Here is a 23960-nt window from a genome sequence, read left to right on the forward strand (position 1 = left end):
CGGCGGAAGAGGCGGCGATGCGGGGGCGGTACTTCTCGATCGGGAAGGTCAAGGATGGTGCGGCGCCGGTGCGGGGGAGTCTGCTGCCCGAGGTCGCCGCGCAACTTGCCCTGCTGATCGACAGCCTCCTGAACCCGAAGGTCAACGGCGCCGACGAACCCGACCAGGACGGCGGAGCCACGAGTGCGGGTGGTGTGCGGTTCGAGCCGTCCGAAGACACGGATCCCGCAGACCGGTCGGATACGGATACGGCTGTCACGGATATCCGGACCCGTGGGCAGAAGCTCCACGACGCTCTCGCCACGATCCTGAACACCGCCGCCCGCACGGACTTGTTCCCGCATCTAGGTGGTGCGGCGCCCACGCTCACGGTCTCGGCGACCGCCGCGGATCTCACGGCGGGGTACGGGTGGGCGCGGATCGGGCACACCGGTGACCTGGTCCCGTTGGCGGCGGCGTTGCAGACCGGGTGCGCGGGCGGGATCCAGCGGATCCTGTTCGACGAGAACGGCCGGATCGTGTCGATCGGGACCAGCGGGCGCATCTTCAACGGCCTGCAACGCCGCGCGATCACGATCCGCGATGGTGGGTGTGTGATCCCGGGGTGCACGATCCCCGCGACCTGGTGCGAGGTGCACCACGTCCAAGAGCACGCCGCGGGCGGGCCGACGCATACGGACAACGGGGTATTGCTGTGCTGGTTCCATCACCGCACCCTGCACCTGACCGAGTGGGTGATCCGCATGAACCACGGTGTCCCCGAAGTCCGCGGCCCCGCATGGTGGGACCGCCACCAGAGATGGCATCCCACCCGAAGCCCCCACCACCGACAACCCGTCCCCGGATGAGGAGCGCCAGCATCCGCGTCTAGCATCGAGTCATGAGCGAGGAGACGCCGGAGACCGAGCTCGCGGGCGGAAACACGAACGAAGTGACACTGGTCGACGGAGAGGTTCGACGGCCGACGGGGGCATGGACGATGAACGTCCACGCGTTTCTGCAAGAGCTTCACTCCGCGGGCGTCGAGGGTGTCCCACGGGTTCTCGGCATCACGGCTGACGGCCGCGAACGGCTTTCCTTCATCGAAGGTGAGGTTGCGCACTATCCGCTGCCGAAGTGGCTGTGGGATGACCGCATCCTGGTGAGCGCCGCACAGCTCCTCCGACGCATCCACGATGCCGGCGCCGAGAGCGTCCACCGTGCGAGCGGGTGGCGGATGCCGTCGCGCGAGCCGATGGAAGTGGTGTGCCATAACGACTTCGCGCCGTACAACCTCGTGTTCGAGCACAAGGAGCTCGTCGGAGTCATCGACTTCGACATGGCGGCTCCCGGTCCGCGTCTGTGGGACCTCGCCTATCTGGCGTACCGGCTGGTGCCCTACGTGGAAGATGCGGAAGCGCCGGCAGACGTTCGGGAGGCCGAACCTGAACGACTGGCGATGCTGTTGTCGGCGTACGGCACCGACGCATCGGCTGACGCGCTGTGGACGATCATGGCCGCTCGACTCGACGCGCTCGCTGAGCACTCGCGGGCCGGATCCATGGCCAGGCCCGAGCTCGCGGCGCACGCGGAGATGTACGAGCGCGACGCCGTCCGGCTGCGCGACCGACTGACGTGAGAGCGGCGGACTACACCCAGGTCGGCATCCAGTTGTGGATGAGCCAGAACTCGTACGGCACGTTCATGCCCGTCCACACCGGATAGTAGAACGCCGAGACCAGCACCGTGACCGCGAGGAACACGACTACGGTGCGCTCTCCCGCCTGCCGTCGATGAAGCGGCTGGTCCCGCCGCCCGGCCAACTCGCGCAGCGCGAGCACGAGCGCGAGCACCAGGAACGGCATCATCACCACTGTGTAGAACTGGAAGATCGTGCGCTCCGGGTACAGCAACCACGGCACATATGTGACGGCCAGACCGACCAGCGGGATCGCATACGTCCACGGCATCGGTGCGCGCTGCACCAGCCCGCGCACGAACCGGTAGAGCAGGAAGACCGCAGCGGCGACGCCGGCGTACCAGATCAGCGGATTCGGAACCGATGACACCACCGAGATGCAGTGATCGGTGCCGCAGGTCTGATCGTCGCCGACCCAGACCGCCGTCGGACGGATGAGGAACGGCCACTGCCACGCCGGACTGGCGTACGGATGCCCGCTGCTGAGACCGACGTGGAACCCGTACATCGACTCGTGATACTTCCACAGCGCGGCCAAAGGGTTCTCGGACGCGTGCCGGTCGTAGCCGCCGGTCGTCACCAGCCAGCCCGTCCAGGTGATCAGGTAGGTGAGCAGCGCCGCCGGTACCAGCAGCACGAACGAGACCGCGCCCTGTCGGAACGCGGCATCCGTCGGCCAGAACAGCACGCCGGCACGTCGGCGCGCCAGCGCATCCGTGACCACGAGGTACAGGCCCAGGCCCGCCAACGCATAGAGTCCCGACCACTTCACCGCGCATGCCGCGCCCAGCGCGACACCCGCCGCGATCACCCACGGGCGGCGCCAGATCACCGTGCCCCAGAGCGCGTCCGGCGCATCCGGATCCGCTTTCTCCACGTTCGGGATGCTGCGCCGGCGGTCGTACAGGATGAACAGGAACCCGAGCAGGATGAAGAAGGTGAGGATGCCGTCGAGCAGGGCGATACGGCTCATCACGATGCTGAGTCCGTCGATCGCGAGCAGCAGCGCCGCGACGGTCGCCGCGACGACCGATCGTGTCAGCTCCTTGGCGACGAAGTACACCAGCAGCACCGTCGCGGCACCTATCAGAGCGACCATCAGGCGCCACGCCGCGCTGTTGCCCGCACCGAAGACACCCATGCCGAGCGCGATGATCCACTTACCCAGCGGAGGATGCACCACGAAGCTGCCCGTTGCGCTCAACGCCGTCGTGTCGCCGTTGAGGAACGACTCGTTCGCCCCGTCGCCCCACGTGCCCTCGTAGCCGAGAACCCACAGCGACCACGCGTCCTTGACGTAGTAGGTCTCATCGAACGCGAGCACATTCGGATGCGACAGATTCGCCAGCCGCAGCACCGCCGCGAGCGCCGTGACCACGAGCGGTGCGAGCAAGCGGACGAGCCGATTGCCGTCCGGATCCAACAGCACTCGATCGCGCAGCCGGCCCCACCTGGTCAGGCGCTCCTCAGGCGGAGGCAGCAGAGGCACGGGCGCGGTCACGGCACAAGCCTAAGCGGCAGTGCCCGCCTAAGCTGATCGTGTGATCATCCTCGCCGCGACTCCGATCGGAAACCTCGGCGATGCGTCCCGCCGTCTCATCGAGGTGCTCGAGAACGCCGAGATCGTGGCGGCGGAGGACACGCGCACCACGGCGCACCTGCTCCGTGCGCTGCAGATTGAGAATCGACCCCGTCTGGTCGCTCTGCACGATCACAACGAGAAGCATCTGGCTGCCGAGCTCGCGGCCCTCGCCGCAGAACAGGACATCGTCGTCGTCAGCGACGCCGGAATGCCGGCGGTGAGCGACCCCGGTTACGGCCTGGTCGCCGAGGCCGTCGCGCAGGGAGTCACGGTCACCGCGATTCCAGGGCCGAGTGCGGTGCTCATGGCGCTTGCGATCTCGGGATTGCCCACCGACCGCTTCACGTTCGAGGGCTTCCTGCCGCGCAAACCGGGGGAGCGGCGCACGGCCCTCCGCGCGGTGGCGAGCGAGAAGCGCACGATGGTGTTCTTCGAGTCTCCGGCCCGCCTCGCCTCGACTCTCTCTGACATGGGAGAGGCGTTCGGTGCGGATCGTCGCATCGCCGTGTGCCGCGAACTGACCAAGTTCTACGAAGAGGTGCGCCGCGGCACAGTCGCCGAACTCGTGCAGTGGGCCGAGAACGGCGTCAAGGGTGAGATCGTCGTCGTCGTGGAGGGCGCCCCTCATCAGGATGTGTCGGCCGAGGATGCCGGTGCCCAGGTGCAGGCACTCGTCGCAGGGGGCATGCGGCTGAAGGAGGCCTGCGCGGAGGTCGCTGCGGCGACCGGACTGAGCTCGCGCGACCTCTACCAGCAGGCCCTCGCCGCGCGGAAGCCATGAGCGACGCGAGCCGTGCACGTTTTTCGGAGAAGTGCGCTCGGCTCGGAGAGAATCACCCGAATCGCTCCGAAGGCAGTGCAATTCTCCGAGCGAAGCGTACGCACCTCGCACGGCGACAGGGCATGCCGGAGCCTGCGCAGCCCATCCGCGCGTAAGCTCATCGAATGAGGCGAGAATCCGCGGCCGGAGTCCGATGGCGCGCCGCTGCCGCGGGCGTCGCCGCCGTGCTCTTCGCCGCAGGTCTCGGTGAACTGACGGCATCCCTGCTCGCACCGTCCGCGAGTCCGTTCGCAGCGATCGGCGGCGGCCTGATCGACATCGCGCCGAGCTGGGCGAAAGACCTGGCGATCGCACTGTTCGGCACGGCGGACAAGGTCGCACTCCTCACGGCCATCGCTGTGGTCGCCGGAGCACTCGCCGCGCTCGCGGGCCTGCTCGAACTCCGGTGGCGTTCCACCGGAACCCTGACCTTCATCGCCTTCGGCATCGTCGGAGCGGTCGTGGCGACAATGCGGTCGGACGGGAATCCACTCGCGTCGCTGCCTTCGATGGTGGCGGGAGCTGCGGGAGCCATCGCGCTGCACGTGCTCATGAAGCGGACGATCACGGCGGCAGACGAATCGCCCGAGGGGCCGGATCGCCGGCAGTTCCTGGTGTGGACCGGCGCCACCGCGGCGCTCGGCATGGCGGCGCTCCTCGTCGGCAACCTCGCTCGGGCGACGGTGCGCACGGTCGAGGCGGCTCGCGCCGCCGTGCGTCTGCCCTCTGCGGCGACGACTGCACCGGCGGTGCCGGCGGGCGCCGAACTGGCGATCGACGGTCTGGCTCCGCTCGTCACTCCCAACAGCGAGTTCTACCGCATCGACACGGCACTGGTGGTGCCGCAGGTCGATCCGGCTGATTGGAGCCTGCGTGTGCACGGCATGGTCGATCAGGAGGTCGTCCTCACCTGGGACGAGCTGCTCGAGCTGCCGATGCAGGAGAGCGACATCACCCTCGCGTGCGTGTCCAACACCGTCGGCGGCGACCTCATCGGCAATGCGAGGTGGCTCGGTCACCCGGTGCGCGAGCTGCTCGCGCGGGCCGGCGTGTCAGCCGACGCCGACATGGTGCTCTCGACCTCGATCGACGGATTCACCGCATCGACGCCGCTCGAGGCGTTCACCGACGATCGCGATGCGCTTCTCGCGGTCGGGATGAACGGCGAGCCGCTCCCGCTCGCGCACGGCTTCCCGGTGCGACTGGTCGTGCCGGGCCTCTACGGGTACGTGTCGGCGACGAAGTGGGTGACCGAACTCGAGGTCACCCGCTTCGACAGGACGAGCGCCTATTGGACGACGCGTGGATGGTCGGAGCGCGGACCCATCAAGCTGCAGTCCAGGATCGATGTGCCCCGCGACGGGCGCGACGTCGAATCCGGATCGTCGGTGATCGCCGGGATGGCTTGGCATCAGCACGTCGGCGTCGAGGGTGTGGAGGTGCGCATCGACGGCGGGCCGTGGCGGCGCGCGGAACTGGCCACGGCGATCTCCGACGACACCTGGGTGCAGTGGAGTCTGCCGTGGAAGGCGGAGCCCGGCACGCACGAGATCGAATGCCGCGCCCTCAGCCGCGACGGCGAGACGCAGACGTCGACGCCTGCGCCACCGGCGCCGGACGGCGCGCAGGGCTGGCATCGCATCAGCGTGACCGTGCGCTGAGCGGTCCCTGCGCTGACCCTAGGCTCGTCGTCATGACCGATGATGCGATCGCCGCCGCGTATGACGCCCGCGCCGCCGAATACATCGAGATCGCGGGCTCGATCGCGCAGATGGACCCCGCCGACCGCGACCTGATCGGCGGTTGGCGCGACCGGTCGCAGGGACGGATGCTGGATGCCGGATGCGGCCCTGGACTGTGGACCGAGTTCCTCCACGACGGTCATCGCGACGTCGTCGGCGTGGACATCGCAGCACAGTTCCTCGCCGCCGCGCGCACCCGCTCGCCGCATCTGGTGTTCGAGCAGGCGACGCTGCGCGATCTCCCGTTCGAAGACGCGTCGTTCGGCGGCATCCTCGCCTGGTACTCACTGATCCACACCCCGCCCGTCGAGCTTCCGCTGATCGTGGCCGAGCTCGCCCGTGTGCTCGAGCCGGGAGGGTCGCTTCTGATCGGCTACTTCGACGGCCGTGCGCGCGAACAGTTCTCCCACGCCGTCGCGCCGGCCTACTTCTGGTCGGCCGATGCCCTCTCCGAACTCCTCGGCGACGCCGGCTTCGTCGTCACCGCCACCGAGCGACGCACAAGGGAGCCGGGCGAGATCAGCAACCGGCCCCACGGCGCGCTGACAGCATCCAGTGCCCCGCGTAACCACACCGGCATACCCGCCTAGAATTGACCGCATGCCCGCAGGCGAATCCTTCTACATCACCACGCCCATCTACTACCCCTCCGATGTACCGCACATCGGTCACGGGTACACCTCGGTGGCGACGGACACGCTCGCGCGCTGGCACCGTCAGTCGGGTGATGACACCTGGATGCTGACCGGCACGGACGAGCACGGGCAGAAGATGCTCCGTGCCGCCGCGGCCAACAACGTCACGCCGCAGGAATGGGTCGACAAGCTCGTCACCGAGAGCTGGTTCCCGCTGCTGGAGACCCTCGACGTCGCCAATGACGACTTCATCCGCACCACGCAGGAGCGTCACGAGAAGAACGTGCAGGTGTTCTTCCAGCGGCTGTACGACGCGGGCTACATCTACGCCGGCGAGTACGAGGCGCTGTACTGCGTCGGCTGCGAGGAGTTCAAGCCAGAGTCGGAGATCGTCGACGGCACCGGACCCTTCGAGGGCCTGAAGGTCTGCGCGATCCACTCCAAGCCCCTCGAACTGCTGCAGGAGAAGAACTACTTCTTCAAGCTCAGCGAGTTCCAGGACCGTCTGCTCGAGCTCTACAAGACCGAGCCCGACTTCGTGCGCCCGCACTCCGCGCGCAACGAGGTCGTCTCGTTCGTGTCGCAGGGCCTGAAGGATCTCTCCATCTCGCGCTCCACCTTCGACTGGGGCATCCCGCTGCCGTGGGACGAGTCGCACGTCATCTACGTGTGGGTCGACGCCCTGCTCAATTACGCGACCGGTGTCGGCTACGGCTCGGACGAGGAGACGTTCGCCCGCCGCTGGCCCGCGTATCACGTGGTCGGCAAGGACATCCTCCGCTTCCACGCCGTGATCTGGCCGGCGCTGCTGATGGCTGCCGGCGTCGACGTGCCCAAGGGCGTCTTCGCCCACGGCTGGCTGCTCGTCGGCGGCGAGAAGATGTCGAAGTCCAAGCTCACCGGCATCGCGCCGACCGAGATCACCGACGCCTTCGGCTCCGACGCGTACCGCTACTACTTCCTCTCCGCGATCGCGTTCGGACAGGACGGGTCCTTCTCGTGGGAGGACCTCGCCGCGCGCTACCAGTCCGAGCTCGCGAACGGATTCGGCAACCTCGCTTCGCGCACGATCGCGATGATCGAGAAGTACTTCGAGGGCGTCGTGCCGGAGGCCGCCGAGTACACCGCGCAGGATCTCGCGATCCAGAAGATCGTGGCGGATGCCGCGGCTGCAGCCGATGGGTGGATGGAGCAGTTCCGCATCGACGAGGCGATCTCGTCGATATGGACCATCGTCGACGCGCTGAACGGCTACATCACGGAGAACGAGCCGTGGGCGCTGGCCCGCGACGAGGACCAGCGCGACCGACTCGGCACCGTGCTGTACACGTGCGCGGAGGGACTGCGGGCACTCGCCGTGCTCCTGTCCCCGGTGATGCCTCAGGCGACCGAGAAGCTGTGGTCGGCCCTCGGCGCGGCCGAAGGCCTCGGATCCCTGCAGTCGCAGCCGATCCGCGAATCCGGCGCCTGGGGCGTGCTCGCGCCGGGTACGACGGTGCACGCGCTCGTCCCGCTGTTCCCCCGCGTGGAGTCGCAGGCTTGACCGAGAACCCCAGCCAGTACGTTCGGGAGCGGGCGACGGAGGGCCGCAAGGACCTCCGTTACCCCGCCGCTCCCGAGCCGCTGGCCGTGGCGGTGTACGACAACCACGCGCACTTGGAGATCACCGACGGCGTCGAGCCTCTCTCGTTGAAGGAGCAGCTCGACAGGGCAGAGGCGGTCGGCATCGCCGGCGTCGTGCAGGCGTCGGGCGATGTCGAGTCGTCCCGCTGGGCGGTGGATGCCGCGGCATCCGATCCGCGTGTGCTCGCGGCCGTGGCGATCCACCCGAACGACGCGCCGGTGTACGCGGAGGCCGGACGGCTCGACCACGCGATCGGTGTGATCGACGAGCTCGCGGCTCACCCGCGCACGCGGGCCATCGGCGAGACCGGCCTGGACTTCTTCCGTACCGAGGAAGAGCGACGAGGACCGCAGTTCGAATCGTTCGAGGCGCACATCGCACTCGCGAAGAAGCATTCGATCGCGATGCAGATTCACGATCGCGATGCCCACGATGCCGTCCTTGAGACCCTTTCGCGAGTCGGGGCGCCACAGACCACCGTTTTCCACTGCTTCTCCGGTGACGACGCGATGGCCAGGACCTGCGCGGATGCCGGGTACTACCTGTCGTTCGCCGGGAACGTCACGTTCAAGAACGCACAGAACCTGCGCGATGCACTGCAGGTCACCCCACTCGATCGCATCCTCGTCGAGACGGATGCCCCGTTCCTCACCCCCGTGCCGCTACGGGGCCGCCCGAACGCCCCATACCTGATCCCGCTCACCCTGCGGTTCATGTCAGTCGAACTCGACATGCCGGTCGACGCTCTCGCAGCTCAGATCGCCGAGAACACGCTCCGCGTCTACGGAGACTTCGCCGACTGATCCTGTGATCGGGAGCACGACCTCTGCACCAAAGTGGGGTCATGGAATCGACCGCACCGATGGATTGGTGGTGGATCGTCCTGATCATCGCCGGTGCGGTCATCAGCGTCTTCTGGGAGTTCATCCTCACTCTCTTCCGCGGCGGCAGCACGGACAAACCACTGCCCGTCCTCGACCGCACCCCACGCACTGCGACTGTCGTGGGTAGAGGGCTCGCTCCCCGCAGGCGGCCGCGGGCCGGTCGCCGCGCATCTCGGTTGCCAGGGGACTTGTGGCTCATCGACGTCGAGTACCGCGATGCCGACGGCGCTGTGCGGCAGGAGTTCCTGGCTGACGTCATCCACGATGACGACGTGCACCGGTTCCGCAACGGCACCGCATGGCAGGTGTACGGCTTCGAAAAGCCTCGGACCACGGCCAGGCGTTGCCTCCTCACTGAAGCGCACGATGACGTTCCCCGGAGCGGATACAACCTCGACGGAGTACGCGTACGCGGTGCGGAACAACAGGTGTGGCCGGCGCGGCGCGGATCCCCGTTCTTCGGAGTGATGCCCTTCCGCAACGACGCGACTTGGTACAGCGAACCGATCACCGGTCGGCGTACGTCGTGGCCAGGCGACCCGGTCGAGGTATGGGCCGCGTCCGGTGGGACGACCGCCGACATCACCAGGCCGCGTCCGGTGCCTGTCATGGAATCGGTGCAGCAGGTCTCGCGCTGGGCGGATCCGTCACGATTCCCGCACGCCGAGGCCTTTCTCGCGCCTCTCTTCTTGGCGCTGATACCCGTCGTCGTTATCGGAATCCTGGCCTACGGAACGATCAGCGACCCCGCCGGATTCGATGCGGCCGAGCATTGGGACTTCTGGCTCATCTGCATCGGCGGGCTCATCTGGTTACTGATCGCGATAGGAGTGACCGTTCACCGGGTCAGGTCCTATCCGCGTCGGCGACGAGAATCGGACCAGAGGACCTTCACGCATTCGATCGTCTGCGAAGTTCACCGTTCGCCGTACTACTTCGACGGAGGTGAGGGTTCGTCGACACCCGGACGGATTCTCGTAGACCACACAGTGCCGGATGCGCAGGCGGCGCGGATCGTCGGTGCCTTACGCGTCTGGGTGTCGCAGCCGGACGTCGAGCAGGAGCTGGGGTACGGCTCGCTGCGTGAGTATCGATGCATCGCCTCGGAAGAAGTCTTCGGACCCGACGCGGCAGGGGGATACTTCGCCGCGTCAGATGCCGAGGAGGGTGGATGGGTGCTCCTCACCGAGACCCCAGCGGATGCCGGCAACGGCGACGAACCGGCGTGGCGGCACGCGGATCTCACGACCATCCCGACGCCTTAGTCCACAGCATCCTCAGCCTCGTCGACCACGAGCTTGGCGTTCACGATGTGCGAGATCGGCTTCCACACCAGCGCCAGCGTGATCGCCGCGCCGACGAATGCGAACCACCATGGTGCCGTGAGGCCCCAGACCTGGGCGATGACGCCGCCGAGGGCCTGGCCGATCACCATGCCGCCGAACACGCCGACCATGTTCACCGACGCGACCCTGCCCTGCAGTTCGTGCGGCACCAGGCGCTGTCGCACGGTCGTCGAGATGGTGCCCCAGACGAACGCGTACGAGCCGAACACGAACATGATCACCAGCGCGATCCAGCCGACACTGGTGAGCGCGAACGCCAGGTGCATGAGCACCTCGAGCGACAGCGCGATGCGCATGAGGGTGGCGAACGACACGTGCCGCTCCAGCCACCCGAACGTCAGGGTCGCGAGGATGCCTCCGGCGGCGGATGCCGTGGTGAGAGCGCCGTATCCGACCGCGCCCATGTGCAGATGCTCGGTCGCATAGAGCACGAGTACGCCCCAGGGAGCCGCCCAGGTGATGTTGAAGGTGAGGATGATCAGCACGAGCATCCGCACAGGAGGATTGCGCCACATCCAGCGCACGCCCTCGGCGATGTCGGTGTGGACGGGGGAGTGCTTCTCGAACGACGCCGCACGCGGCGGTACCGGCGTCCGCGCCATCCGCGAGATCAGCACGACCGCGAGCAGCACGCACACGACCTCGACGAGGAACGGCAGGGCGTGACCTGCGGCGAACAGGAACGCGCCGATCGGCGGCCCGGCGAACTGGTTCGCCACGAGATACCCCGCCTGCAGCCGCGCATTACCGGTGCCGAGATCTGCGGGCTTCACGAGCATCGGCAGCAGGGTGCTGCTCGTGGTGTCGACGAACACCTCCGCAGTGCCGTACAGGAACGCCGCGGCGAGCACGATCCAGATGTTCGCCGTGTCCGTGAACAGGAACACGCACAACCCGGCGAGCACGAGCGCCCGTGCGGCATTGGCGAACATCACCAGGCGCCGTCTGTCGAAGCGGTCGGCGATGGCCCCGGCATGCAGACCGAAGATCAGCCACGGCAGGAACTGCAGCACCGCGCCGGCCGCCACGAGGATCGGCGACGAGGTCATCGACGCGATCAGCAGGGGAGCGGCTGCCAGTGCGATGCCGTCACCGACGTTGCTCGTCCATGACGACGCCAGCAGCCAACGGAAGTCGCGGCCCATGCGACGGGGCGCGACGAGTTCTCCGAGCGAGGGCACCCGAACACATTACCGGCATGGGTATCCGCGAAGTGCCGGGCTGTGGTCACATCGAGGTATCCTTGTGACTACATTGATCGGAGGTTCGCATGGCGCAGATCGGAATCCGCGATCTCAAGGCGCATCTGAGCGCGTATGTGAAGTCGGCTCGTGATGGCGAGCGCATCGTCATCACCGACCGCGGCACTGTCGTCGCGCAGATCCTTCCTGCCGAAGGCGACTCCGCGCTGCAACGACTGATCGATGAGGGCATTGCGATGCCGCCTGCACATCGGCGCCGTGCGACGCCGCATCCACTGATCACCGATGGGCCGGTGAGCGATCTCGTCTCCGAGCAACGCGAGTGATCGTCTATTTCGACACGTCGGCCCTCCTGCCACTGGTGATCGCTGAAGCGGGCACTGAAGTGTCGACGCGTGTCTGGCGTGATGCTGATGACGTGGTGAGTACTCATCTGATCGTTGCGGAAGCCGCTGCAGCGATCGCGCAGGGGAACCGCATCGGCCGCGTTGCAGATGATGATCACCCGTATCTGCAGGAGGCCGCATCTCGACTCATCTTCGACGCCACCTTGATAGACGTGACGACCATCGTGATCGAGCGCGCCGCCAGGCTGGCGGTGTCGCGGGGGCTTCGAGGCTACGACTCCGTTCATCTGGCGACAGCGTCGCTGATCCGTGCCAGAGACGTCGTCTTCGCATCCGGCGATCAGCGCTTGCTCGTGGCCGCATCCGAAGAGGGATTCACGACAGTGGACACGAGCGGGTCGCTCAACCCTGCTTCCTGATGGCGCTGGCCGGCCATGGGCATGCATGGGGGACAATGGCAGGATGACCGTCACGCTGCTCGGCGCCACCGAGATCCGCCGTCTTGCCGCCGAGCTCGACGTCACACCCACGAAGAAGCTCGGACAGAACTTCGTCGTCGATGCCAACACCGTGCGCAAGATCGTGAACGTCGGGAAGGTGCAGGCGGGGGAGCGCGTCGTCGAGGTGGGCCCGGGTCTCGGTTCGCTCACGCTCGCGATACTCGAGACCGGAGCATCCGTCACCGCCGTGGAGATCGACCACCGACTCGCCGCGCGGCTGGCGCAGACGGCCGCCGATCACGGTGTCGCGGAGGAAGCACTCACCGTGGTCGATGCGGATGCACTGCGTGTCACCGAGCTTCCCGGCGATCCGACCGTGCTGGTCGCGAACCTGCCTTACAACGTCTCCGTCCCGGTGCTGCTGCATTTCATGGAGACGTTCGCGAACATCCAGCGCGGCGTCGTGATGGTGCAGGCCGAGGTCGGCGAGCGCCTCGCCGCTCCTCCGGGGAGCAAGGTCTACGGCGCCCCCAGCGTCAAAGCGGCGTGGTACGGTCCGTGGCGCCTCGCGGGCACCGTCTCCAGACAGGTGTTCTGGCCGGTGCCGAACATCGACAGCGTGCTCGTCGCCTTCGAGCGCGACGCCGAGCCGCGCGGCAGTGAAGAGCTGCGCAGGGCGACCTTCCGGATCGTCGACGCGGCCTTCCAGCAGCGTCGCAAGATGCTGCGCCAGGCGCTGTCCGTCGTGCTCGGCGGCACCGCTGCCGAAGCATCCGCAGTGCTCGAGAAGGCGGGCGTCGCCCCCACCGCGCGCGGCGAGCAGCTGACCATCGACGACTTCGTGAGAATCGCCGAGGCGCTGGACGCTAACCTGGACTCGTGACCGAGACGCCGCGCTTCCCCACCGACATCGCCGAACTCCACCGCCCGTACGCGGCAGAGGAGGACAGGTACAAGAACTTCGAATACCGCCAGGTCGGCGCGTCCGGTCTGTACCTCCCGCCGATCTCCCTCGGGCTGTGGTGGAACTTCGGCGACAACATCCCCCTCGACAACCAGCGCACCCTGCTGCGCCACGCCTTCGACAAGGGCATCACGCATTTCGACCTCGCCAACAACTACGGCCCTCCCTACGGTTCCGCCGAGAAGAACTTCGGCCGCATCTTCGCCGAGGACTTCCGCCCGTACCGCGACGAGCTGATCATCTCTTCCAAGGCCGGTTACGACATGTGGCCGGGGCCGTACGGCAACTTCGGCAGCCGCAAGTACCTCCTCGCGAGCGCGGAGAACTCGCTCACCTCGATGGGACTCGACTACGTCGACATCTTCTACTCGCACCGCGCCGATCCCGTGACGCCGGTCGAGGAGACCGTCGGTGCGCTCGACACGCTCGTGCGCCAGGGCAAGGCGCTCTACGTCGGCATCTCCTCGTACAGCGCGGAGCGCACCGCGAAGGCCGCACAGGTCGCTCGCGAACTCGGCACGCCGCTGGTGATCCACCAGCCGTCCTACTCGATCCTCAACCGCTGGATCGAGGACGGGCTGACGGATGCGCTGCGCACCGAGGGCATGGGCGCGATCGCGTTCACCCCGCTCGCCCAGGGGCTGCTCACCGACAAGTATCTCGGCGACGGCACTGCGGAGCGTGCGCAGAAGCGCCGATCGCTCTCCGACGACCCGCTCTCGACAGAGGGTCTCGGCATCCTGCGCAGCCTCAACGGGATCGCGAAGGAGCGCGGGCAGTCGCTGGCGCAGCTCGCGCTGCTGTGGACGCTGCGCGACCCGGTGGTCACCTCGGCGCTGATCGGTGCGTCGCGGCCGGAGCAGCTCGATGAGAACATCGCGGCGCTCGAGGGTCCCGCGCTCACCGACGATGAGCTCGCTCGCATCGACGCCCTCTCCGACGGCATCGACGTCAACCTCTGGGCCTCATCGTCCGCTCTGTGAGAACCGGATGAGCCTCGCCGCATTCCCGGAAGCGGTGCACGTGCGCGCCCCGGGGAAGATCAACGTCTACCTGGGCGTCGGCGGCCGTCACGACGACGGGTACCACGCGCTGGCCACCGTGTTCCAGGCGGTCTCGCTGTACGAGGACGTCATCGCCCGTGACGCCGACGATTTCAGCGTGAGCGTCGTCGGCGTCGCCGATCCGAGCACCGTGCCCGTCGACGATCGCAACCTCGCGATGCGCGCGGCGAAGCTGCTCGCATCGGCGACCGGCTACACCGGCGGCGTCCAGCTCGAGCTCCGCAAGAGCGTGCCTGTCGCCGGAGGCATGGGCGGCGGGTCTGCGGATGCCGCGGCCGCCCTGGTCGCGTGCGACGCCCTGTGGGGCACCGGCCTCTCGCCGCACCGGCTGCACGAGCTCGCCGCCAGGCTCGGAGCCGACGTGCCGTTCGCACTGCACGGAGGGACCGCGGTCGGCACTGGACGCGGCGATCAGTTGAACCCCGCCCTCGCGCGCGGTCGCTTCGACTGGGTGCTGGTGCCGAGCGACGAAGGACTGTCGACGCCGCAGATCTACGCGCGACTGGATACGCACCGTGCGGAGAACGGCGCTCTCGCCGATGATCCGCCGCTGTCGCTGGATGTGCCGATCCCGGTGCTCCAGGCGCTGCGTGCGGGCGATCCGCACTCGCTCGCCGCATGCATGTTCAACGACCTCGAAGTGCCCGCACTGCTGGAGCGACCCGCACTCGACGACATCATCAACGAGGGGCTGCACGCCGGAGCCCTGAGCGGGATCATCTCGGGCTCCGGTCCCACCGTCGCATTCCTCTGCGAGACACCCGAGAGCGCGCGATACGTGCAGAGCGAGCTCATCGAGGCCGGACGCACGGCCCTGCACGTGCACGGCCCGGTAGCCGGCGCCAGGATCATCTCGGCCTGAGTTCATCCGATCTTCACCGAAACCGTGATCGGGAGCGTCTCGGCGTGCCTAACGTGGTGTCAAAGCCACCGCCGAAGTCAGGAGTGATCATGGGACTGTTCAACCGCAAGTCGATGCAGCAGCGTCAGGAAGACGCCATGAAGATGGCGGAGGACATCGGCCAGGGGCGAGGCTTCGTCGGCAAGATGACCAAGGCGGTGATGGGCTCGGAGTTCACCGAGCAGCTGCAGGGCGTGACGGGATCGTACCGCCAGCTCGAGTACACCGCGCAGTTGAGGGCCTCGGGCGTTCCGACCGAGACGGTATCCGTGGTCTCGGTGCAGGACACGGGGCAGACCATCAACGACAATCCGCATGTCATCCTCCACCTCGACGTCGCCGGTCAGCCCACCGCGATCGCGACGCTGGTGTCGCGGCTGGAGATCCCGCGGACGGGCGACCAGGTTCTCGTGATGCGCGATCCGCAGAGCGGGAACCTGCTGTACGCGGGTCTCGCGCCGCGCGCCTGACAGCGCGGAGACGAGGAGGAGGTCGGGGTGCGCGGTGCACCCCGACCTCCTCCTGCGCCGTCCGGGCTCAGCGCACCGTGCCGGCGCGACGCTTGTTGTAGATGTCGAACGCGACAGCCAGCAGCAGCACGAGACCCTTCACGATCTGCTGACTGGACTGCGGCACCCCCATCAGCTGCATCCCGTTCGTCATGACGGCCATGACGAGGCCGCCGACCAGCGCGCCTCCGACACGACCGACTCCGCCCATCGTCGAGGCGCCGCCGATGAAGCAGGCCGCGATCACATCGAGCTCGAACATGTTGCCCATGCCGGGCTGCGCGCCGTTCGAGCGCGAGGAGAACACCGCAGCGGCGACACCGGTCAGGAAGCCCATGTTCACGAAGATCCAGAAGTTGACGCTGCGCACGTTGACTCCCGAGAGTCGGGCGGCCGACAGATTGCCGCCCACCGCGTAGACATGACGACCGAAGACCGTGCGGTTCGCGATCACCTGATAGATCAGGATCAGCACGGCGACGGTGATCAGGACGATCGGGAAGCCGCGGTTGTAGGCCAGGGCCCAGGCGAAGGCCAGCAGCACGGCCGAGACCACCACGAGCTTCAGCACGAACAACGGCATCGACTCGACGGTCTGGTTGTAGCCCTGGCGCGTACGCCGGCTGCGCAAGGACGAGACGACGACGCCGATCACGGCGAGCACGCCGATCACGAGAGTGAAGATGTCGACGGTCTGCGGCACCGCCATCAGACCCTCGCCCTGACCCACGGTGATCGATCCGAACGTGCCGTCCAGGAACCCGCTCGCGACCTCGCGGTAGGCGGTCGGGAACGGTGACAGCGACACGTTGTCCAGCACCAGCCAGGTGAGGCCGCGGAAGAGCAGCATGCCGGCCAGGGTGACGATGAACGCCGGGATCCCGACGTACGCGACCCAGTACCCCTGCCATACACCGACCACGATGCCCGTGATGATGGCGGCGATCACGCCGACCCACCACGGCATGCCCATGCGGATGACGAGCACGGCCGACACCGCTGATGCGAACGCGAGGACCGAGCCGACCGACAGATCGATGTGTCCGCCGACGATCACCAGGATCATCCCCAGCGCCATGATCAGGATGTGCGCGTTCTGCAGCACGATGTTCGTGACGTTCTCCGGGCTGAGCAGCGTTCCTCCGGTGAGGATCGTGAACAGCAGGATGATCGCGATGAACGCGATGTAGATGCCGGATGTGCGCAGATTGTGGGTCAGCAGGTCTTTGACCTCGGTGAACACGTTGTTCATGCCGCGGCCTCCTTCGGGGAAGAGTTTTCGATCGTCATGAGGGACATGAGCGCCTCCTGCGTCGCATCCGCGACGGGGAGCTGCCCGGTGATTCGCCCGTAGGCGAGGGTGTAGATGCGATCGGAGAGGCCGATCAGCTCCGGAAGTTCGCTGGAGACCAGGATGACGGCTTTGCCCGCCGCGGCGAGCGCGCCGATGATCTCGTAGATCTCGTACTTGGCGCCCACGTCGATGCCGCGCGTCGGCTCATCGAGGATGAGGACCTCCGGATCCGTGTACAGCCATTTCGCCAGCACGACCTTCTGCTGATTGCCGCCGGACAGGTTCCCGACGAGCTGGGCGACCGTTCTCGATTTGATGTTGAGGTCTTTGCGGTACTTCTCCGCGACCTCCACCTCTCGGTTGCCGTCGATGAACGGTCCGGTGGAGGTCAGATTGCCCAGAGCGGCAGCGGAGATGTTCGTCTTGATGTCGGTGATCAGGTTGAGGCCGTACTCCTTCCGATCCTCCGAGACATACGCGATCCGATTGTCGATGGCGTCCTTCACCGTGCGGGTGGAGATCTCCTCGCCGCGCAGGAAGACCTTCCCCGAGGCATCACGTCCGTAGCTGCGTCCGAAGACGCTCATCATGAATTCGGTGCGACCGGCGCCCATGAGCCCGGCTATGCCGACGATCTCGCCTGCGCGCACCGACAACGAGGCGTCGTCGACGACGACGCGGTCCTGCTGCGTGGGGTGGAGGACGCGCCAGTTCTCGATGCGGAAGATCTCTTCGCCGATTCTCGGCGTGCGTTCGGGGAAACGGCGGTCCAGCGATCTGCCGACCATGCCGCGGATGATGCGGTCCTGGGTGGCATCGGCACCGTGCATGTCGATCGTCTCGATCGTCTTGCCGTCGCGGATGATCGTGGTCGAATCGGCGATGTCGATGATCTCGCCGAGCTTGTGACTGATGATGATGCAGGTGATGCCCTGCTCGCGGAGACCGCGGAGCAGACCGAGCAGGTGCTCGGAATCGGAGTCGTTGAGTGCGGCGGTGGGCTCGTCGAGGATGAGCAGACGGACGTCCTTCGTCAGCGCCTTGGCGATCTCGACGAGCTGCTGCTTGCCGACGCCGAGCTGACCCACCGGCGTCGTCGGATTCTCGTGGAGGCCGACGCGCTCCATGAGAACCGCCGCTCGCGCGTTGGCCTCGTGCCAGTCGATCAATCCGCGGTGGATGACCTCGTTGCCGAGGAAGATGTTCTCGGCGATCGAGAGGTGAGGCACCAGCGCCAGCTCCTGGTGGATGATGACGATACCGGCGTGCTCGGAATCCTTGATCGCGTTGAACCGCCGCGGCTCGGAATCGAAGACGATCGATCCGTCGAACGAGCTGTGCGGGTACACGCCCGACAGCACCTTCATCAGGGTGGATTTGCCGGCGCCGTTCTCGCCGCAGATCGCGTGGATCTCGCCGCGGGCGACGGTCAGGGTGACATCGTCGAGCACCGTGACGCCGGGGAAGTTCTTTGTGATGTTGCGCATCTCGAGGATAGCGTCGGACATCGCAGCTCCTGTCTGTGAGTGGGGGACAGCAGCCGTGACGCCCGTCCGCCGCGCCAGGCACGGCGGACGGGCATCACAGCCGGAGGATCAGTCCGCGACGCCTGCCGCGACCTCTTCCTCGGTCCAGTAGCCGGAGTCGACCAGCAGCGAGGTGATGTTGTCGGCCACGACGATGTCGGACTCGAGCAGGAAGGACGGGACGACCTTCACGCCGTTGTCGTACGTCTCGGTGTCGTTGGCCTCGGGCTCCTCACCCTTCGCGAACGAGTCGGCGGCGGCTACCGCCTGCGTGGCGAGCTTGCGGGTGTCCTTGAAGATGGTCGCGTACTGCACGCCGTCGGCGATCATCTTCACCGACGCGATCTCGGCATCCTGGCCGGAGACGATCGGCAGTCCGCCTTCGATGCTCGAGCCGTAGCCCGCGTTCTCGAGGGCCGTGATGATGCCGCGCGAGATGCCGTCGTACGGCGCGAGCACACCGTCCAGCGGCTTGGAGCCGCCGGCGTACGTGCTGGTGAGCAGGTCTTCCATGCGCTTCTGCGCCGTCGCCTGATCCCAGCGCAGCGTCGAGACGGTGTCCATGTCGATCTGCCCCGACGGGACGGTGATACGGCCGTCGTCGAGGTACGGCTGCAGGGTGTCGATCGCGCCGTCGTAGAAGAACTTCGTGTTGTTGTCGTCCGGTGAGCCGGCGAACACCTCGATCGCCTTGGGATCGGTCTGGCCGGTGTCCTCGTTGTTCTCGTCGAGGAAGCCGAGCCCGCGCAGCAGCGACTGCGCCTGCTGCACGCCGACGGTGTAGTTGTCGAACGTGACGTAGAAGTCGACGTCCTCGGTGCCGTTGATGAGACGGTCGTAGGCGATGACCGGGATGCCCTTGCTCGCGGCGTTCTCGAGCTGGGTCGCCAGAGCGGTGCCGTCGATGGAGGCGACGATGAGGATGTCGGCACCGTTGGTGATCATCTGGTCGAGCTGCTGCTGCTGGCGCGGGATGTCGTCGTTCGCGAACTGCAGGTCGACCTCGTAGCCGGCTTCTTCGAGCTGCGACTTGACGGCGTCGCCGTCGGCGATCCAGCGCTCGCTGGTCTCGGTCGGCATCGCGACGCCGACGGTGATGTCGCTCGCCTCGGGGTTGCCCTCCGACTCGGGAGCAGGGCTGCCGGAGCAGGCTGCGAGTCCGAAGGCGAGGGCGAAGGCGCCCGTCGTCGCCACTGCACGCAGGAGTTTTCTACGCATTGCGTTCTCTCTTCCTTGAAAGGTCAGCAGCCCGTGCTGTCGGACCACTCTGTCTTCTGCGGGTCGGCTCTCGTCGTCCGCCCCCGAAGCATTGCATATTGACGTACCTGCGGACAAATTATTTTTTTCGGTAGCATGGCTGGATCCGATCGACGCTCGAAGAGGTGGTGCGATGCCCGACACGGTGCTGCGCATGTCGGGCGTCACCAAGCGCTTCCGGGGCGTCACGGCGTTGAATGACGTGTCTCTCGAGGTGCGCCGCGGCGAGGTTCACGCGATCTGCGGCGAGAACGGCGCGGGCAAATCGACGCTCATGGAGATCCTCAGCGGGGTGCATCCGCATGGCAGCTTCGAGGGGACGATCACGTTCGACGGGCGAGACATGCAGTTCCGCACCCTCGCCGACAGCGAGGCCGAGGGCATCGTCATCGTGCACCAGGAACTGGCCGTCGTGCCGCAGCTCTCGATCGCTGAGAACCTCTTCCTCGGGCACGAGATGACCAGGTTCGGCCTCGTCGACGAAGACCGCACCCATGCGCGTGCGGCCGAGCTCATGGCCAGGGTGGGGCTGCACGAGAGCCCGGCGACGCGGATGTCCGAACTGGGGATCGGCAAACAGCAACTGGTCGAGATCGCGAAGGCGCTGGCCAAGGACGTCCGGCTGCTGATCCTCGACGAGCCGACGGCCGCGCTGGGTGGCGAGGATTCGGATCGTCTGATGACACTGGTCGACCGGTTCCGTTCCCAGGGGATCACCTGCGTGCTGATCTCGCACAAGTTGCAGGAGGTCCTGGACATCGCCGACCGGATCACCGTGCTGCGCGACGGCTCGTCGATCGAGACGATGCGCCGCGACGATCCGGAGACGGATGAGAGCCGGATCATCAGGGCGATGGTGGGGCGGCCCCTCGATGATCTCTTCCCTCCGCGTGAGCCCGACATCGGCGACGAGCTGTTCCGCGTCGAGCACTGGAGCGTCCATCATCCGAGCGACCCCCAGCGGCTCGTGATCGACGATGTGAGCTTCCATGTCAACTCGGGGGAGATCGTGGGGCTCGCAGGGCTCATGGGAGCGGGGCGCACCGAGCTCGCGATGAGCATCTTCGGCCGCTCGTACGGCTCGACGATCACCGGATCGGCGTTCAAACGCGGCGAGGAGATCGAGCTCCGCACGATCCGCGAGACCATCGCTCACGGCATCGCGTACGCACCGGAGGATCGCAGGCAGGACGGACTCAACCTGCTCGCCTCGGTGCAGACGAGCATCTCCTCGGTGGCGCTCGGACGGCTCGCCCATCGCGGACTGGTCGACGGCGTCCGCGAGCGCAAGGTGGCGGAGGCCTATCGCTACAAGATGAACATCAAGACCCCGACCGTGAGTGCGGCCACCGCGACCCTCTCCGGCGGCAATCAGCAGAAGGTCGTGCTGTCGAAGTGGATCTTCAGCAATCCGGATGTGCTCATCCTCGATGAACCCACCAGGGGCATCGACGTGGGCGCCAAGTACGAGATCTACGGCTTGATCAACGAACTCGCCGCCCAGGGCAAGGCGATCATCGTCATCTCCTCCGAACTGCCGGAGGTGATCGGGCTCTCCGACCGCGTCTACACGCTCGCGGAAGGGCGCATCACCGCCGAAGTGACCAGGGCGGATGCGACTCAGGAGCTGCTCATGCGACACATGATGGTCACCCACTGATGGCTGCGCGCCAGCACGTGGCGGACCGTGATCTCGTGGGGCCGTCGCCGACGACGGCCCGGCCGGCGGCGCGCACCACGAACGAGGACGTGCGCCAGCAGAACCTGTCGACCGTGCTGCAGCTGGTGCACGGATACGGCGCCCTGTCGCGATCGGAGATCGGTGCGCGGACGGGGCTGACCCGCTCGACGGTCACGGCGCTGGTGCAGGAGCTCCTCGATCTGAAGGTCGTCTGCGAGACATCGGTGAAGCCGACCGGCAGGGCCGGTCGTCCGTCGCTGGGGGTCGCGGCGGAGGACCGCGTCGTCGCGCTGAGCGTGAGCGCCGACCCGCACGCCGTGTCCGTGGCTCTGGTCGGCCTCGGCGGAGCCGTGCACTCCCGGGTGCGCCACGACCTCGCAAAACCTCCGAACCCGAGGCGATTCGCCCAGCTGACCTCATCTCTTGTCGACGGCATGCGTGCGGACATCGATCGCCATTACCGCCTCGTCGGCGCCGGCGTCGCTGTTCCAGGGCTCGTGGACAGCGGCGGGACGGTGCTGCTGTCTCCTTCGCTCGGCTGGCGGCGGGAGAACCTCGCGCACCGGCTCGCGGATGCGATCGGCATGGAGGTGACGGTCGGCAACGACACGAGCGTCGGTGCGATGGCCGAGACGCGTTTCGGCGTCGGACGAGACGTCGACAACGTCCTGTACCTGAGCGGATCCATGGACGGGATCGGCGGCGGGCTGGTCCTGGACGGCGCACTGGTGCGCGGCACATCGGGGTTCGCGGGGGAGTTCGGCCACACCGTGGTCAACACGTCGGGAGCGCTCTGCTCGTGCGGTCGCCGCGGATGCCTCCAGGTCGAGGTGCACCCGGCGAAGGTGCTCGCACTGCTGGGCAGGCGCGGACTCGACGAGGACGAGCTCGACATCGAACTCGGCCTCGTGCGAGACCCGGTCACCCTCGCGGAGGTGGCGAGGCAGGTCGATGTGCTCTCGGTCGCGCTGACGAACTTCGTCAACGCGTTCGCACCGCAGATGGTCGTGCTGTCCGGTTATCTCGGTGTGCTGCTGGCGACGAGCAGAGAGCGTCTGTCAGCGGCCGTCCGACTGCACCCCGTGGGCGCCGAGGGTCGCACCGTGCGTCTCGAACGCGCGCACATGAGGTCGCACCTGATGCAGATCGCACCCGCCGAACTCGCATTCGAGTCGCTGCTGGTCGATCCGGTGGCCAGGGCACCGCGGGTCTAGCCTTCGCCGGTCGTGCCCCTCGGCCCAGGGGGCCATGACGTGCGCCGATCTGCGCGAGCAGACATAATGAAGTGACGATGTGATCGTGCACATGGGAGGAGGCCGCAATGATGTCCAGTGCCTCCGAGCGCGCACGACTGCCCAGTATCCGCGATGTCGCGCGGCTGGCGGGTGTCTCCCACCAGACGGTCTCCCGTGTGCTCAACGATCACCCCAGCATCCGTCCTGAGACCAAGAAACGCGTGCAGGATGCGATCGCGGTGCTCGACTACAAGCCGAACCTCGCCGCACGAGCGCTCGTCACGAGTCGTTCTCGCACGATCGGAATCCTCTCGGCCACGATCGGGGAGTTCGGACCTACCTCGTCGATCGCGAGCATCGAGGATGCCGCGCGCGTCGAGGGGTACTCGGTGACCACCGTGAATCTGCCGGCCACGACGCCGGAGGCGATCGGCGACGCGATCAGGCAGCTCGGGCGGGAGCAGGTGAGCGGGATCGTCGTGCTGGCGCCGCAGGTGCGTGTGTTCAACGTGCTGCGCGGCATGGCCGTCGGCGTGCCGTTCGTCAGTCTGCAGACCGCCTCAGGCTCCGACGGGTTCTCGCTCTCCGCCGACCAGGTGGACGGGGCGCGCGCGGTCACCGAGCATCTGATATCGCTGGGGCACAGCGACATCGTGCACCTGGCCGGACCGCAGGACTGGATCGAGGCGGAGTCGCGCATGCGCGGGTACCTCGAGGCGCTGCGCGAAGCCGATCTGCCGACGTTCCCGCCGATCCGTGGTGATTGGACGGCCGATTTCGGCTACTTCGCCGGCACGGAACTCGCGCGCCGCCCTGACTTCACGGCGGTCTTCGCGGCGAACGATCTGATGGCGATCGGCCTCATGCACGGCTTCAGGGATGCCGGGATCGAGGTGCCGCGCCAGGTCAGCGTCGTCGGGTTCGACGACATCCCCGTCGCCGCGCACGTCTGGCCCCCGCTGACCACGGTGCACCAGGACTTCCCGTCGCTGGGCCAGCGCGCCGTGCACATCCTGCTGGCGCAGATCCGCGGTGAGGAAGTGCCGGAATTCGGCCCCGCCGTGCCGCAGCTGCGGCTGCGCTCCTCCAGCGCTTCGCGCTGACACCGTCGCGCCCGCGTCTCGATAGCGCAACGACAGAGGTCCCGTACTTGACACCGGAGATCAAGAGGCGCAATATTGTGTCTCATGTGAACGGTCACATTAAGAACGGCCGTCAAGTATCGAGGA

22 protein-coding genes are annotated in these 23960 nt (G+C 67.0%); 17 read left to right on the forward strand and 5 right to left on the reverse strand.

Going from position 1 to position 23960, the window contains the following annotated elements:
• A partial coding sequence (locus ACYVG2_RS17285; RefSeq protein ID WP_460782123.1) for an HNH endonuclease signature motif containing protein occupies positions 1 to 848 on the forward strand: 848 nt, incomplete at its 5' end.
• A 32-nt stretch (positions 849 to 880) separates the two neighbouring features.
• Positions 881 to 1618 (forward strand): phosphotransferase enzyme family protein, encoded by a 738-nt coding sequence (locus ACYVG2_RS17290; RefSeq protein ID WP_460782124.1) that lies wholly within the window; start codon positions 881 to 883, stop codon positions 1616 to 1618.
• A gap of 10 nt (positions 1619 to 1628) precedes the next feature.
• Here the strand turns inward: ACYVG2_RS17290 and ACYVG2_RS17295 are convergent, their stop codons facing one another.
• Positions 1629 to 3179, reverse strand: a complete 1551-nt coding sequence (locus ACYVG2_RS17295) for a dolichyl-phosphate-mannose--protein mannosyltransferase (RefSeq protein WP_460782125.1) — start codon at positions 3177 to 3179, stop codon at positions 1629 to 1631.
• A gap of 40 nt (positions 3180 to 3219) precedes the next feature.
• On the opposite strand from ACYVG2_RS17295, the gene rsmI reads away from it, so the two are divergent.
• The 6 genes from rsmI to ACYVG2_RS17325 all read left to right on the forward strand — a co-directional run bounded on the left by rsmI (position 3220) and on the right by ACYVG2_RS17325 (position 10230).
• Positions 3220 to 4041 (forward strand): 16S rRNA (cytidine(1402)-2'-O)-methyltransferase, encoded by an 822-nt coding sequence (gene rsmI, locus ACYVG2_RS17300; RefSeq protein ID WP_460782126.1) that lies wholly within the window; start codon positions 3220 to 3222, stop codon positions 4039 to 4041.
• A gap of 164 nt (positions 4042 to 4205) precedes the next feature.
• Positions 4206 to 5741 (forward strand): molybdopterin-dependent oxidoreductase, encoded by a 1536-nt coding sequence (locus ACYVG2_RS17305; RefSeq protein WP_460782127.1) that lies wholly within the window; start codon positions 4206 to 4208, stop codon positions 5739 to 5741.
• Between the two features lie 32 nt (positions 5742 to 5773).
• Positions 5774 to 6412: a class I SAM-dependent methyltransferase gene (locus tag ACYVG2_RS17310; protein WP_460782128.1), complete on the forward strand. Its 639-nt coding sequence runs from the start codon at positions 5774 to 5776 to the stop codon at positions 6410 to 6412.
• A 10-nt stretch (positions 6413 to 6422) separates the two neighbouring features.
• Positions 6423 to 8000: a methionine--tRNA ligase gene (metG, locus tag ACYVG2_RS17315; protein ID WP_460782129.1), complete on the forward strand. Its 1578-nt coding sequence runs from the start codon at positions 6423 to 6425 to the stop codon at positions 7998 to 8000.
• The gene (locus ACYVG2_RS17320; protein WP_460782130.1) at positions 7997 to 8884 is read left to right on the forward strand and encodes a TatD family hydrolase; all 888 of its coding nucleotides are present in this window, start codon (positions 7997 to 7999) and stop codon (positions 8882 to 8884) included. The genes metG and ACYVG2_RS17320 overlap by 4 nt, the downstream gene beginning before the upstream one ends.
• 41 nt (positions 8885 to 8925) lie before the next feature.
• Positions 8926 to 10230 (forward strand): hypothetical protein, encoded by a 1305-nt coding sequence (locus ACYVG2_RS17325; protein WP_460782131.1) that lies wholly within the window; start codon positions 8926 to 8928, stop codon positions 10228 to 10230.
• Here the strand turns inward: ACYVG2_RS17325 and ACYVG2_RS17330 are convergent.
• Positions 10227 to 11456 (reverse strand): MFS transporter, encoded by a 1230-nt coding sequence (locus tag ACYVG2_RS17330; RefSeq protein ID WP_460782265.1) that lies wholly within the window; start codon positions 11454 to 11456, stop codon positions 10227 to 10229. The genes ACYVG2_RS17325 and ACYVG2_RS17330 overlap by 4 nt on opposite strands.
• A gap of 125 nt (positions 11457 to 11581) precedes the next feature.
• On the opposite strand from ACYVG2_RS17330, the gene ACYVG2_RS17335 reads away from it, so the two are divergent.
• The 6 genes from ACYVG2_RS17335 (at position 11582) to ACYVG2_RS17360 (ending at position 15699) form a co-directional block, all read left to right on the forward strand.
• On the forward strand, positions 11582 to 11839 hold the full coding sequence (locus ACYVG2_RS17335) for a type II toxin-antitoxin system Phd/YefM family antitoxin (RefSeq protein WP_460782132.1): 258 nt from the start codon (positions 11582 to 11584) through the stop codon (positions 11837 to 11839).
• A complete protein-coding gene (locus ACYVG2_RS17340) occupies positions 11836 to 12279 on the forward strand; it encodes a type II toxin-antitoxin system VapC family toxin (RefSeq protein WP_460782133.1) in 444 nt (147 codons plus the stop codon). The genes ACYVG2_RS17335 and ACYVG2_RS17340 overlap by 4 nt, the downstream gene beginning before the upstream one ends.
• 43 nt (positions 12280 to 12322) lie before the next feature.
• Positions 12323 to 13183 carry a 16S rRNA (adenine(1518)-N(6)/adenine(1519)-N(6))-dimethyltransferase RsmA gene (gene rsmA / locus ACYVG2_RS17345; protein ID WP_460782134.1) on the forward strand — a complete coding sequence of 287 codons (861 nt, stop codon included), beginning with the start codon at positions 12323 to 12325 and terminating at the stop codon, positions 13181 to 13183.
• Positions 13180 to 14247, forward strand: a complete 1068-nt coding sequence (gene mgrA / locus ACYVG2_RS17350; protein ID WP_460782135.1) for an L-glyceraldehyde 3-phosphate reductase — start codon at positions 13180 to 13182, stop codon at positions 14245 to 14247. The genes rsmA and mgrA overlap by 4 nt, the downstream gene beginning before the upstream one ends.
• Positions 14248 to 14254: 7 nt before the next feature.
• Entirely contained in the window at positions 14255 to 15190 is a 936-nt protein-coding gene (locus ACYVG2_RS17355) for a 4-(cytidine 5'-diphospho)-2-C-methyl-D-erythritol kinase (RefSeq protein ID WP_460782136.1), read from the forward strand.
• 89 nt (positions 15191 to 15279) lie between these two features.
• Complete coding sequence (locus ACYVG2_RS17360) at positions 15280 to 15699, forward strand: hypothetical protein (protein WP_460782137.1); 420 nt, start codon at positions 15280 to 15282, stop codon at positions 15697 to 15699.
• 67 nt (positions 15700 to 15766) lie between these two features.
• Here the strand turns inward: ACYVG2_RS17360 and mmsB are convergent, their stop codons facing one another.
• The 3 genes from mmsB to chvE all read right to left on the reverse strand — a co-directional run bounded on the left by mmsB (position 15767) and on the right by chvE (position 19776).
• A complete protein-coding gene (mmsB, locus tag ACYVG2_RS17365) occupies positions 15767 to 16990 on the reverse strand; it encodes a multiple monosaccharide ABC transporter permease (RefSeq protein WP_448967595.1) in 1224 nt (407 codons plus the stop codon).
• Positions 16987 to 18540, reverse strand: coding sequence for a multiple monosaccharide ABC transporter ATP-binding protein (gene mmsA, locus ACYVG2_RS17370; RefSeq protein ID WP_460782138.1), 1554 nt, complete (start codon positions 18538 to 18540; stop codon positions 16987 to 16989). Before mmsA ends, mmsB begins: the two co-directional genes overlap by 4 nt.
• Positions 18541 to 18627: 87 nt before the next feature.
• Positions 18628 to 19776: a multiple monosaccharide ABC transporter substrate-binding protein gene (gene chvE / locus ACYVG2_RS17375; RefSeq protein WP_460782139.1), complete on the reverse strand. Its 1149-nt coding sequence runs from the start codon at positions 19774 to 19776 to the stop codon at positions 18628 to 18630.
• Between the two features lie 172 nt (positions 19777 to 19948).
• On the opposite strand from chvE, the gene ACYVG2_RS17380 reads away from it, so the two are divergent.
• The 3 genes from ACYVG2_RS17380 to ACYVG2_RS17390 all read left to right on the forward strand — a co-directional run bounded on the left by ACYVG2_RS17380 (position 19949) and on the right by ACYVG2_RS17390 (position 23834).
• Positions 19949 to 21475: an ATP-binding cassette domain-containing protein gene (locus ACYVG2_RS17380; protein ID WP_460782140.1), complete on the forward strand. Its 1527-nt coding sequence runs from the start codon at positions 19949 to 19951 to the stop codon at positions 21473 to 21475.
• Complete coding sequence (locus ACYVG2_RS17385; protein WP_460782141.1) at positions 21475 to 22710, forward strand: ROK family transcriptional regulator; 1236 nt, start codon at positions 21475 to 21477, stop codon at positions 22708 to 22710. Before ACYVG2_RS17380 ends, ACYVG2_RS17385 begins: the two co-directional genes overlap by 1 nt.
• A 110-nt stretch (positions 22711 to 22820) precedes the next feature.
• A complete protein-coding gene (locus tag ACYVG2_RS17390; RefSeq protein WP_460782266.1) occupies positions 22821 to 23834 on the forward strand; it encodes a LacI family DNA-binding transcriptional regulator in 1014 nt (337 codons plus the stop codon).
• The last annotated feature ends 126 nt before the right edge of the window (positions 23835 to 23960 follow it).

Source organism: Microbacterium shaanxiense, assembly GCF_054779995.1.